Origin of the sequence: Mesorhizobium sp. M3A.F.Ca.ET.080.04.2.1, assembly GCF_003952525.1 — a bacterium.
Classification (GTDB): domain Bacteria; phylum Pseudomonadota; class Alphaproteobacteria; order Rhizobiales; family Rhizobiaceae; genus Mesorhizobium.
The window spans coordinates 1167577-1179702 of sequence record NZ_CP034451.1; the positions used below are offsets into that span (position 1 = coordinate 1167577).

A 12126-nucleotide genomic window follows, 5' to 3' on the forward strand; every position below is an offset into this window, starting at 1 on the left:
AATTGCTGACGAAATGTTTTCTGGGGCGGGTTTGGTGAGAGGATAGTTCAAATTGTAAGAAGCGTCGATTGGAGATGGAGGTGAGACGCTGGCGGGACAGCGCCCCCCTCTGTCCTGCCGGACATCTCCCCCGCAAGGGGGGAGATTGGCAGCTTTGCGGGCTGCGCCAGCCTTGCAACCCTGGAGATTGGCGAAGGGCGGCGCGACAGCTGATCTCCCCCCTTGCGGGGGAGATGTCCGCCAGGACAGAGGGGGGTGTGACGGAACACTACGCCTCCAACTACCTCTCCCCCATCACCGGCAAGTCCCTCGCCGCCTCATCGATCTCCGCCCACGGATCGCCCGCCGTCTCCAAGAGCCCCGGCAGCGAGGCGTAGTTCAGGTCCTCGGGCGCGTCGATGGCCTCCAGGTCGGTCCAGCTCACCGGCGTCGAGGCCGGCAGGTTGGTGCGAGCGCGCAGCGAATAGGGAGCGGCGGAGGTGTGGCCGCGGGCGTTGCGGTGGAAGTCGATGAAGATGCGGCGCTTGCGGTTTTCCTTGCCCATGGTGGTGACGAAAGTGTCGGGCGCGGTCGCGGCCAGCATGGTGGAAATGGCGCTCGAGGCCTGGTGCAGCTTCTTCCAGTTCTGCTTGCGCGTCACCGGCACGGTGATGTGGACGCCCTTGCCGCCCGACGTCTTGGCGAAAGGCACCAGTCCCAATCCCTCGAGCCCGGCCTTGATGTGGACCGCCGCCTCCACCACCTCGCGCCAGGTGATGCCCTCGCCCGGATCGAGGTCGAAGACGATCTGGTCGGGCTTGTCGAGCTTTGTCCGGTGCGTGCCCCAGGTGTGGAACTCGACGACGCCGAACTGCGCCAGCGCCAGATAGCCCTTAGCGTCCTCGACCGAGAGATAGGTCTTGGTCTCGCCTTCCGAATTGACGGAGTCGAACACCGCCACCGAGGCCGGCATGCCGGTGAAGGCATGGCGCTGGAAGAAGCAGTCCTGCGGCCGGCCGGTCGGGCAGCGCACCAGCGACACCGGGCGGCCGATGATGTGCGGCAGCATGAAATCGCCGACCAGCGCGTAATAGACGGCGATGTCGAGCTTGGTCGGCCCGGTCTTGCCGAACAGGCGGCGCTCCGGGTTGGTGACCCAGATGGTGGCGAGGTCGGATTCGGCGATCAGCCGCTTGCGCTTGACCGGCACCGGCGTGGTCAGGCCGCCGACGTCGCGCAGGCCGCGAAAGACGCTGTGGCGCAGCGCATTGTCGGCGGTGCGGTTGGCATAATGGATATGCGCCGACAGCAGCGGCTTCACCCAGTGCATCTCGCGCATCACTTCGCGCGGCACGCCTTCGGGCGGGGTCGCGCCGGCGGTCAGCCGCTCCAGCCGGGCGAGCAGGTCTTTCGCCATCTCCCTGTCGAAACCCGTGCCGACCTTGCCGCGATAATGCAGCTCGCCGTCCTCGAATTCGGCGAGGCCGAGCGCGGCCAGCCCCTCGGCCCGGTCGGAAACCGTGAAGCCGGCAATGATGAAATCGCCCTTCTGGCGCGCCTTGATCTTGGTCCAGCTCTTGGTGCGGCCGCTGAGATAGACGGCGTCGGCGCGCTTGGAAACGACGCCCTCCAGTCCAAGCTCGGTCGCCTGGTCGTAGAGTCCTTGGCCCGAGCCCTCGACATGGTCGCTGAACTGGATGGCGGAATTGGAGGCCTGGCCGGCGAGCAGTTCGGCAAGCAGCGCCTTACGCCTTTGCAGCGGCGCCTTGCGCAGATCCCAGCCGTCGAGATGCAGCAGGTCGAAGGCATAGAAATGCAGCTTGCTGCCGGCCCCGATCGAGAGCGCATCCTGCAGCAGCGCGAAACGGGAGATGCCCTTGTCGTCGAGCACGACGATCTCGCCGTCGATGATCGCCTGGCTGACGGGCAGTCGCGAAAAGGCCTGCGGGAGATCGCCATAGCGCTTGGTCCAGTCGAGGCCGCCGCGGGTGATCAGGCGCACAGTGCCGTCAACCACATGCGCCATGGTGCGGTAGCCGTCGAACTTGATCTCGTGCAGCCAGAGCTCGCCGGTGCGCTCGGCCGGATCATCGCCGCCCGGCGGTTTCGGCACCTGCGTGGCGAGCTGCGGCTCGATGCGGGCGGGCGGCTCGGCCTTGACGGCGCCGGGCAGCGCTCCCGGTTTCAGCGAGCCGGGCTTAGGCGGCAGGCGTTCCGGCTTTTTGGAAGGCGCCGCCAGCTCCTCGATGCGGCGGCCCGACTTCACGCTTTCCGGGCGCGCCTCGAGAATGTCGAGCTCGGTGTCGGAAGCGAGGTCGCGCTCCTTGAACAGCAGCCAGTTCTTCTTGTGCTCGTCCTCGCCGGGCTTGGGCTTGAGCCGCGTCAGCATCCAGCCGCCGTTCAGCTTCTCGCCGGCCAGGCGGAACTTGAAAGCGCCGGTGCGCAAACTCTTCTCGACATCCTCCATCGGCGCCCAGATGCCGGTGTCCCAGACGATCATCGGTCCGCCGCCATATTCGCCCTCGGGAATGACGCCCTCGAAGTCGATATATTCGATCGGGTGGTCCTCGGTCTCGACGGCGAGCCGTTTGTCGGCCGGGTTGAGCGAGGGTCCGCGCGGCACCGCCCAGCTTTTCAGCACGCCGCCGACTTCGAGGCGCAGGTCGTAATGGTCGGCGGTGGCGTGATGCTTGTGGACGACGAAGCGATTGCCGCCCTCGCCGGCAGGTCCGCCTGCGGGTTCCGGCGTGCGGGAGAATTCGCGCTTGGTGCGGTAGCTTTTGAGTTTGGTGGGCATGGATCAGGCGTGGGTGGCGGCTCGCGCGCCTTCCGGACGTCGCGTTCCGTCACACCCCCCTCTGTCCTGCCGGACATCTCCCCCGCAAGGGGGGAGATCAGATGTGACCACCGCCTTCGCCAATCGCAAATATTGCAGGAAAGGCGCCGGCAACGAAACCGCCAATCTCCCCCCTTGCGGGGGAGATGTCCGGCAGGACAGAGGGGGGTGCTGTCCCGCCAGCCTCTCAGTCGTCATCCGTGAGTGCTCAATCGTCGGCGGCCGGCGTCAGTTCCAGCTCGGCGGGCGTAAGCCCCTGCCGCAGCTGGTCAAGCCGGAACTCGTCGACCCAGTAGGCTTCGCCGTCGACGAGCACGCGGGCGCTGTAGGTGCCGCCGGAGAAGTGCTGCGCGGTGACATAGACCTTATGGCGCTCGAGCGCCTTCTTCACCGCGGCGCGGCGGGAATTCTCTCTGGCGGCGGAACTGGCCATGGCTTCACTCAAAACACGCTGCCGCGAAGACGCGGCCGACCATAAGGATGACGGAGAGCGGAGACCGAGTCAATTTTGCGGGGCGAAGGAGCGCCGATCTCCCCACCTGGCCAGGCGGTGGAGATCGCCTGTCACGCGCGCCTAAAGCACGCCGCCTCAGTAGCCCATTCCGGCTCCCGGCGGCATCGCCGGAGCGCTCTCCTTCTTCGGCTTTTCCGCCACCATCGCCTCGGTGGTGACCAGCAGGCCGGCGATGGAAGCGGCATCCTGCAAGGCGGTGCGCACCACCTTGGCCGGGTCGATCACGCCCTGGCCGTAGAGATCGCCATAGTCGCCGGTCTGGGCGTTCCAGCCGAAGGAGAATTCCTGGCTCTCGCGCAGCTTGCCGACGATCAGCGAGCCTTCGGCGCCGGCATTCTCGGCGATCTGGCGCACCGGCGTTTCGAGCGCTCGGCGCACGATCTCGATGCCGGTCCTCTGGTCTGGATTGTCGCCGACCGCTTGATCGAGCGCCTTCGCCGATCTCAGCAGCGCGACGCCGCCGCCGGGCAGGATGCCCTCCTCGACGGCGGCGCGGGTGGCGTGCAGCGCGTCGTCGACGCGGTCCTTGCGTTCCCTGACCTCGACCTCGGTCGAACCGCCGACGCGGATCACCGCGACGCCGCCGGCGAGCTTGGCCAGGCGCTCCTGCAGCTTCTCGCGGTCATAGTCGGAGGTGGTTTCCTCGATCTGCTGGCGGATCTGGGCGACTCTGGCCTGGATCTCCTCCTTGCTGCCGGCGCCGTCGACAAGGGTGGTGTTTTCTTTCTCGACGGTCGCCCGCCTGGCGCGCCCGAGCATCTCGAGCGTGACGTTCTCAAGCTTGATGCCGAGATCCTCGGAGATGACCTGGCCGCCGGTGAGGATGGCGATGTCCTCCAGCATGGCCTTGCGGCGGTCGCCGAAGCCGGGCGCCTTGACCGCGGCAACCTTGAGGCCGCCGCGCAGCCGGTTGACGACCAGCGTCGCCAGCGCCTCGCCCTCGACGTCCTCGGCGATGATCAGCAGCGGCTTGGCCGACTGCACCACCGCCTCAAGAATCGGCAGCAGCGCCTGCAGGTTGGAGAGCTTCTTCTCATGGATGAGCAGATAGGCCTCCTCCAGCTCGACGCGCATCTTGTCCTGGTTGGTGATGAAATACGGCGAGAGATAGCCACGGTCGAACTGCATGCCTTCGACGACTTCGAGTTCGGTCTCGGCGGTCTTGGCCTCCTCGACGGTGATGACGCCCTCATTGCCGACCTTCTGCATCGCCTCGGCCAGGAAGCGGCCGATCTCGGCATCGCCATTGGCCGAGATGGTGCCGACCTGAGCGATCTCGTCGTTGCGAGTCACCTTGCGCGCATTGGCCCTGATCTCGGCCACGACCGCCTCGACGGCGCGGTCGATGCCGCGCTTCAGGTCCATCGGATTCATGCCCGCGGCAACAGCCTTGGCCCCTTCCCGCACGATGGTCTGGGCGAGCACGGTCGCGGTGGTGGTGCCGTCGCCGGCGACGTCGCTGGTCTTTGAGGCCACCTCGCGCACCATCTGCGCGCCCATGTTCTCGAACTTGTCGACCAGCTCGATTTCCTTCGCCACCGTCACGCCGTCCTTGGTGATGCGCGGCGCGCCGAATGACTTGTCGATGACGACGTTGCGGCCCTTGGGGCCGAGCGTCACCTTCACCGCGTCGGCCAGGATATCGACGCCGCGCAGCATCTTGTCGCGGGCTTCGGTGTTGAATTTCACTTCCTTTGCAGCCATGGAACCCTCCCTCCGCGAGGCGCGCCAGCCTGCCCCGCGCGTCTATCGCAACTAGTCTGGCGCGAAGGGGTTTCAAGAGCGCCGGCCGGGAATTTTTCGCCCCCGGTCTTAATTTCAAGGCGCTGTAAACACAGAGTTATTCGGGATTGGGGTGCGGTGGACTTTGTGCGGCGCAGCATTCCCGTCGCCGGATGGCGGAGAGCGGCAATGAGTCAATTTGGCGAAGCGGTGGAGCGCTGATCTCCCCCCTCGTGGGGGAGATGGCCGGCAGGCCAGAGGGGGGCGCGAAGGAACGCGGCGTTGGAGCAATACGCAGGAATTGTGCGATTTGCCTCAACCGGTTTCTGAGTGGATAAGTTCGATCGGTCGGCGGGACAGCGCCCCCCTCTGTCCTGCCGGACATCTCCCCCACTTGGGGGGAGATTGGCTGTCCCGGCGCTTCGCCATATCTTTGAAGCAAACCAAGGAGGCTGCCATGACCCACATTCGGGCGATGACGAAGAACGACCTCACCGCCGTCTCGCGGCTGCTGGGAGGCTCCTGGCGGCGCACCTACTCGCCGATCATGGGCGAGCAAAACACGGCCCGGCTGTCCGACGAGAAGCATGCGCCGGAGAAGCTGGCGGCCGAGCTCGCCGACAATAACAAGATGTCGTTCGTCGCCGAGCGGACCGACGGCTCGATCGCCGGCTATGCGATGGCGGCGATGGACGAGAAGGGCGGCGTCCTGCTCGACCGGCTGCATGTCGAGCCGGAAGAGTTCGGAAGCGGCCTCGCGGTCGACCTGCTGCACGCCGTGCTCGCCGCCCATGCCGGCATTCCGAGCATCGCGCTGGAGGTGATCGAGGGCAACGATCGGGCGATCGCCCAAGCACGGCTTCGAAGTGGTCGAGCGCCGGCCGGCCGCGCATGGCGTCGGCGGCCACGCGTCGCTGATCATGCGCCGGCTGCTGCCGATGGCTTGATGCGGGCTGGCATGCGGTCCGGACGGTTCCTGTAGCGGCCGTCCGGAGCCATTCACCCGTCCGCCTCGTGTCCTTCCCAAGACAGGCGAAGGATACGATCCTCTTGCCGCCGCTGCCTTGATCCTGATCAACTGGGCGTCCGGCTGGACGCTTGGCGCCCGGCCTCTATATTTTCGCAAGCGCTAATTTTCGGAGACAGGCAGATGGCCCTCGGCAAACAGAAACTCGGCAGCCAGGGGCTCGAAGTCTCGGCGATCGGCCTCGGCTGCATGGGCATGAGCCAGTCCTACGGGCCGGCCGACGAGGCCGAATCGATCGCCACGCTGCACCGGGCGATCGAGCTTGGCTGCACCTTCCTCGACACGGCCGAGGTCTACGGGCCGTTCATCAACGAGGAGCTGCTCGGCCGCGCGCTGAAGGGCCGGCGCGATCAAGTCACCCTCGCGACCAAATTCGGCTTCCGCATCGTCGACGGCAAGCAGGACGGAACGGCGCGCGACAGCCGGCCCGAGCACATCCGCGAGGTGGTGGAGGCCTCGCTCAAGCGGCTCGCCACCGACCGTATCGATCTGCTTTACCAGCACCGCGTCGATCCCGACGTGCCGATGGAGGATGTCGCCGGCGCCGTCGGCGAACTGGTCAGCCAAGGCAAGGTGCGCTTTTTCGGCCTGTCGGAGGCGGGCATCGCCAACATCCGCCGCGCGCATGAAGCGCATCCGGTCTCGGCGCTGCAGAGCGAATATTCGCTGTGGGAGCGCAATCTCGAGGCCGAGATCATTCCGGCTCTGAAGGAGCTCGGCATCGGCCTGGTGCCGTTCGCGCCGCTCGGGCGCGGTTTCCTCGCCGGCGACGTCAAGCGAGCGGAGGACTATCCGGAAGGCGATTTCCGGCGCGGCGACCCGCGCTACCAGGGCGAGAATTTCGACGCCAATGTCGCGGCGGCCTCGACCGTGCGCGACATCGCCGCCGCCAAGGGCGTGAAGCCCGGCCAGGTGGCGATCGCCTGGCTGCTGGCCAAGGGCCCGGAATTCGGCATCGACATCGTGCCGATCCCCGGCACCAAGCGGCGGGCCTATCTGGAGGAGAACGTCGCCGCCGCCGACGTCAAGCTCGACGCCACCGAAATGCTCGGCCTCGACATGGCGCTGACGCCCGACAAGGTGTCGGGGCCGCGCTACAACGAGCGGACGATGTCGATGGTCGATCGGTAGTCAGGTTCGAATTGCTTGCTAATGCTGGCGGGGCAGCGCCCCCCTCTGTCCTGCCGGACATCTCCCCCACGAGGGGGCAGATTGGCAGCTTCGGCGGCTCGCCCGTTCCTGGAACGTTGGAGATTGGCGAAAGCCGGCGTGACATCCGATCTCCCCCCTCCTGGGGGAGATGGCCGGCAGGCCAAAGGGGGGCGCGAAGGAATGCTGCCTGGCAGTCTTTGGCGTTCAGCACCCTACTGCTTGTTGCAATCCGCCAGGGCCGCCATGGCCTTCCTGGCCTCGGCCTCGCTGGCGTATTTCTTCTTGCCGAGATCGATGACGAGCGTCCCGTCCGGCTTCTTCGGCACGATCTCGCACTGCTTCGAAACTGCGTCTCTGGCGACCCAATATTGCTCCTCCGCCATGGCGGGGGCGCTGCCGAAAGCGGCGGCGAGAACTGCGAAAGCGATGGCGCGAACCATTTCCTGACCTCCATTTGCAGTTGCCGGAAAGCAGGGCCAAACTGCCGCGCGTCAAACAGGCCGGCAAGCCGCGCCGGCACGCCGCCTTTTCGGGAACGCCCTTCCCCGCCCTTCTGTTCCGGGAGGTCAGCCGCCCGAATGCGGATCGATGCTGTAGGGATGCACGGGATAGTTGGGGCCGATCACGCCGCTGACGCGGTCGATCCAGACGCTGAGCGCCGGATAATCGGCAAGCGAGAAGCCGCAATCCTCGGCGCGGTGGCTATAGGCATAGACGGCGATGTCGGCGATGGTCAGCGCGCCGCCGGCAAGGAAGCGCGTGTCCTGCAGGTTGCGCTCCAGCGCGCCGAGCGCGCGCACGGCCGCCTCGCGCTTGCCGGCAACCAGCGCCTTGTTGCGCTCCAGCCGGCCGGTCAGCGTCCAGAAGCGCAGCGAGCCGATGACCGGCTCGATGTAATACTGCTCGAAGAACAGCCATTGCATGACCTTGGCGCGAAGATAGCGGTTCGCCGGCAGATAGGGCGAGACCTCGCCGAGATAGACCAGGATGGCGTTGGACTCGGCGATCGCCTCGCCCTCGTCCAGCCCCAGCACCGGAACGGCGCCGGCCGGATTGAGCTTGAGAAAGTCTTCCGTGTGGCTCTCGCCCTCGAAGATCGACACCATGCGGGTCTCGTAGCTGATGCCGAGCAGCCCGAGCAACACCCTCACCTTCCAGGCATTTTGCGACGGCAGATAGTCGTAGAACGTGAGCATGGTGGATTCCCCTGTGCACCCCAGCAGTGGCTTCGCATGGAACATGCATGGGCGCCACCCGAATTGTGGCGGCAGCTAGTCTGCGAGGGGGAGATGTCGCCGAAGGCGACAGAGGGGGCGCATCCCGCCGACTTTCTTTTCTTCAGGCAAAGTCTCCAGCGGGCCCGCCCCGCGCTTCCGGCTCGTCCTCGGGGGGATCGAGGATCTCGATCAGCCTTGCCACGCGCGGACCGGGCATGGCGTGGCCTTCGTTGACCAGCGCCTCGTCGGCGCCGATCCAGGCGACGGCCTCGCGCAGCTCGTCCAGGCTGGCGCCGGTGAGCGCGATGTCGGCGATCACCGCCTCGTCGACGGGGCCAAGCACGGAGATGATGTCGTTGCGGGTCATCGTTCCTTCCCTCGGGTCGGAGGTGATGCGAAGAAAACGGCTGGTGGGTGGAAGGGGTTCCGGCGGAGCGGCGCAAGAGAGGCGACTACAAACGCAGGCTTTCCTTCACGCCCCCTTCTGTCCTGCCGGACATCTCCCCCACGAGGGGGGAGATTGGCTGCTCCGTCGACGGCGCCATTCCTGCAACGTCGGCGATTGGCGAAAGCGGGCGTAACATCTGATCTCCCCCCGCGTGGGGGAGATGTCCGGCAGGACAGAGGGGGGCGCTGTCCCGCCAGCCTCCAAAGCTTTACTCAGCCAATCCCCTCACCCCTTCTTCGCCAGCATTTCCATGCCTTCGCCAAGATGCCTCTTCAGCACGGCGACCGCTTGCTCGACGTCGCGCTTGCGGCAGGCGGAAAGCAGCTCGCGGTGCTCGGCCTGCGAGCGGGCGCGGTGGTTGAGGTTCGACAACAGCACGCGCACATAGCGGTCGGCGGCATTGTGGTGCGCCTCGATCAGCGACAAGAGCCGGGCGTTGCCGCAGGCGCCGTAGAGCGCGAGATGGAAGGCCCGGTTGAGCGCGCCCCAGCGGCCGACATCGGGCTCGGCGTCGATGCGGGCGAGCACGCCCTCGGCCTCGTTGAGCCTGTCCTGGCCGAGCTTGGGCAGGGAGAGTCTCAGAGCCTCGCTTTCCAGCAGCTCGCGCAGGGCAAATATCTCGCGGATCTCGGCGGCGTTCATGCCGGCGACATGCGCGCCCTTGGTCGGATGGATCGACACGATGCCTTCGGCCTCGAGCTGGCGCAGCGCGTCGCGGATCGGCATGCGGCTGAAGCCGAAGCGCTCGGCCAGATCGTCCTGGCGCAGCGTGGTGCCGGCGGCCAGGCTGCCATCGGCGATCGCTTCGCGCAGCACGTTGGCGACCTGCTCGGCCACGGTCAGCGGCCGCTGGACCTCGGCAAAACCCCGCATCGCGATTCCTCCTGCCAATGCGCCTGCCTAGCAGAAACGCGTTTGGGCGGACAGATTTCCGTATACGAGAATACAGAAGGGGCCGACAGCCGAGGGCAAAAAGCCGCCAGCCGCCGACATCTTCTGCCGCCTTTGCGCCTGCCCTCGAATGCCGCTATGCACGAAGCCTTGCCCGCAACCTTGCCGAGACCCCATGAAGCCTGTCCTCCTTCTCATCGCCCTGCTCCTTTCCGCGCCGGCGTGGGCCGACTGGAAGCCGGTCGAGAAGACCGAGACCTATGCCATCCCAGGGCAGACCGCGGAGGCGCTCTATCGCGCGATCGGCGAGAAGGGTCCGGTGGTGGGCAAGGACTCGGCCGGCAACGCGCGGCGCGTGATCGCGCATACCAATTTCAAGCTCACCTGGCAGCGCGACTACCGGCCGGAGAGCGGCGGCTGCGTGCTGAAGTCGGCGCGGCCGAAGCTGATCATCACCTACACGCTGCCGAAGCCCGCCGGAACGCTCTCCGCACCTGTCCAGGCGCGTTGGGATATCTTCGCCGCCGGGCTCGCCGCGCATGAGAAGGTGCACGGCGCCGGCATCGTCGAGATGGTCGACAAGATCGTGGCCTTCAGCGTCGGCCTCACCGTCGCCGACGACCCCGGCTGCACCAAGATCAGGACCGAGTTGACCAAGCGCCTCGACGAACTGTCGAAGGCCCAGCGCCAGGCCAGCCGCGACTTCGACAAGGTCGAGTTCGGCCCCGGCGGGAACCTGCAGAAGCTGATCGCGGCGTTCCTGATCGGCGGGTAAGCCGGCCGGGACGCGCCCTGCGGCGGCGGTTTCGCTTACCGGCACCTTGGCGGATTCACAGCAATGACGGCTCGCCGAATGAGAGCGGCCAATGCCGTCTCTCCTTGAACGCTGACGCGTCAGCTTTTCGCGGGCAAGTTGAAATCTATCATCTTAGTCATGTCTAATATTACGCAACTTCTACTTGAAGGTTGAACGGCAACAGCGCGATCCGGCGTGGATGCACTGCCTCCCCAGGCAAGCTTCGATCATCTGTTCTGACCAGCGGAAGAAGAACTGTTGCGCCGCCGCTTTACAGGCGGGTTTGGTAGCGCTACCGTCTTGCAGTCGCGTGACCAGGGGGAGCTTGGGCAGCCGTCGCCGACGTCAGTGGTGGATTCCTGCCGTCTTGCCGGCATCCGTTTCAAACCACGCCGGAAAGAAAACGGTTCCCCGCGATGATCCGCAGGGAGCATCGGGAGGAATTCGATGGCGTCTGTCGCGATTGGCGATGTCTACAAAACGTTCGGAGCCGTCGAGATCCTGCATGGCGTCAGCGTCGACATAGAAGACGGCGAGTTCGTCACCCTGGTCGGGCCCTCCGGCTGCGGAAAATCGACGCTTCTGAGGATGATCGCCGGCCTCGAAAAGATCTCGCGCGGCCACATCTCCATCGGCAGCCGGATCGTCAACGACGTTGCGCCGAAGGAGCGCGACGTCGCCATGGTGTTCCAGAACTACGCGCTCTATCCGCACAAGACGGTGGCCGAGAACATGGCGTTCTCGCTCATGCTCAAGGGTGTCCCCAAGGCGGAAAGCGATGCCGGGGTGAAGCGGGCGGCCGAAATCCTCGGGCTGGTGCCGCTTCTGTCGCGCTATCCGCGCCAGCTTTCCGGCGGCCAGCGCCAGCGCGTCGCCATGGGCCGCGCCATCGTGCGCAATCCGCAGGTGTTCCTGTTCGACGAGCCGCTCTCCAATCTCGACGCCAAGCTCAGGGTGCAGATGCGCGCCGAAATCAAGGAACTGCACCAGCGGCTGAAGACCACCACCATCTACGTGACCCACGACCAGATCGAGGCCATGACCATGGCCGACAAGATCGTGGTCATGCATGACGGCGTCGTCGAGCAGATCGGACCGCCGCTGGAGCTCTACGACCGGCCGAACAACCTGTTCGTCGCGAGCTTTATCGGCTCGCCCGCCATGAACCTGCTCACCGGAACATTCGCCAGCGACGGCACGCCGTCCTTCCGCGGCGCCGGCGGCATTTGCGTGCCCTTGCCGGCGCCACCCGCGATCGGCAACGGCCAAGCGATGGTGCTGGGCGTGCGGCCCGAGCATCTGCGGCTGGCCGACGACGGCATCCCGGCGAACGTGGTGGTGGTCGAGCCGACCGGCTCGGAAGTGCAGATCATCGCCCGCACGGCCGGCGGCGAGGACATCGTGGCGAATTTCCGGGAGCGCCATTCCTTCGCGCCGGGCGAAACCATCCGGCTGTCGGCCGAGCCTGGCCCCATCCATTTGTTTCATGGCGAAACCGGCAAGCGGATCGAGACGGCGCGGTAGGCCGCGCAACGAGGAAGCGA

11 protein-coding genes are annotated in these 12126 nt (G+C 66.1%); 4 read left to right on the forward strand and 7 right to left on the reverse strand.

Annotation, left to right across the window (positions count from 1 at the left end; all coding sequences use genetic code 11):
* Positions 1-280 precede the first annotated feature (280 nt).
* The 3 genes from ligD to groL form a co-directional block, all read right to left on the reverse strand.
* A complete protein-coding gene (gene ligD / locus EJ074_RS05540; protein WP_129552820.1) occupies positions 281-2776 on the reverse strand; it encodes a DNA ligase D in 2496 nt (831 codons plus the stop codon).
* A gap of 247 nt (positions 2777-3023) precedes the next feature.
* Positions 3024-3248 (reverse strand): hypothetical protein, encoded by a 225-nt coding sequence (locus EJ074_RS05550; protein ID WP_095807650.1) that lies wholly within the window; start codon positions 3246-3248, stop codon positions 3024-3026.
* 156 nt (positions 3249-3404) lie between these two features.
* On the reverse strand, positions 3405-5033 hold the full coding sequence (gene groL / locus EJ074_RS05555; RefSeq protein WP_095807651.1) for a chaperonin GroEL: 1629 nt from the start codon (positions 5031-5033) through the stop codon (positions 3405-3407).
* A gap of 475 nt (positions 5034-5508) precedes the next feature.
* On the opposite strand from groL, the gene EJ074_RS05565 reads away from it, so the two are divergent.
* Together EJ074_RS05565 and EJ074_RS05570 are read left to right on the forward strand one after the other, a co-directional pair.
* Positions 5509-6033 carry a GNAT family N-acetyltransferase gene (locus EJ074_RS05565; protein ID WP_245420423.1) on the forward strand — a complete coding sequence of 175 codons (525 nt, stop codon included), beginning with the start codon at positions 5509-5511 and terminating at the stop codon, positions 6031-6033.
* A 168-nt stretch (positions 6034-6201) separates the two neighbouring features.
* Positions 6202-7209: an aldo/keto reductase gene (locus tag EJ074_RS05570; RefSeq protein WP_095807652.1), complete on the forward strand. Its 1008-nt coding sequence runs from the start codon at positions 6202-6204 to the stop codon at positions 7207-7209.
* Positions 7210-7442: 233 nt separating this feature from the next.
* Here EJ074_RS05570 and EJ074_RS05580 read toward each other — a convergent pair whose 3' ends face one another.
* The 4 genes from EJ074_RS05580 to EJ074_RS05595 all read right to left on the reverse strand — a co-directional run bounded on the left by EJ074_RS05580 (position 7443) and on the right by EJ074_RS05595 (position 9768).
* A complete protein-coding gene (locus EJ074_RS05580; RefSeq protein WP_095807653.1) occupies positions 7443-7670 on the reverse strand; it encodes a hypothetical protein in 228 nt (75 codons plus the stop codon).
* 126 nt (positions 7671-7796) lie between these two features.
* Positions 7797-8426 carry a glutathione S-transferase family protein gene (locus EJ074_RS05585; protein WP_095807729.1) on the reverse strand — a complete coding sequence of 210 codons (630 nt, stop codon included), beginning with the start codon at positions 8424-8426 and terminating at the stop codon, positions 7797-7799.
* Between the two features lie 142 nt (positions 8427-8568).
* Complete coding sequence (locus EJ074_RS05590) at positions 8569-8814, reverse strand: hypothetical protein (RefSeq protein ID WP_095807654.1); 246 nt, start codon at positions 8812-8814, stop codon at positions 8569-8571.
* Positions 8815-9120: 306 nt separating this feature from the next.
* Positions 9121-9768, reverse strand: a complete 648-nt coding sequence (locus tag EJ074_RS05595) for a GntR family transcriptional regulator (RefSeq protein WP_095807655.1) — start codon at positions 9766-9768, stop codon at positions 9121-9123.
* Positions 9769-9961: 193 nt separating this feature from the next.
* Here EJ074_RS05595 and EJ074_RS05600 point away from each other — a divergent pair, with 193 nt between their 5' ends.
* Both EJ074_RS05600 and ugpC read left to right on the forward strand, forming a co-directional pair.
* Positions 9962-10561 (forward strand): DUF922 domain-containing protein, encoded by a 600-nt coding sequence (locus tag EJ074_RS05600; RefSeq protein ID WP_095807656.1) that lies wholly within the window; start codon positions 9962-9964, stop codon positions 10559-10561.
* Positions 10562-11029: 468 nt separating this feature from the next.
* On the forward strand, positions 11030-12106 hold the full coding sequence (gene ugpC, locus EJ074_RS05605) for a sn-glycerol-3-phosphate ABC transporter ATP-binding protein UgpC (protein ID WP_095807657.1): 1077 nt from the start codon (positions 11030-11032) through the stop codon (positions 12104-12106).
* The last annotated feature ends 20 nt before the right edge of the window (positions 12107-12126 follow it).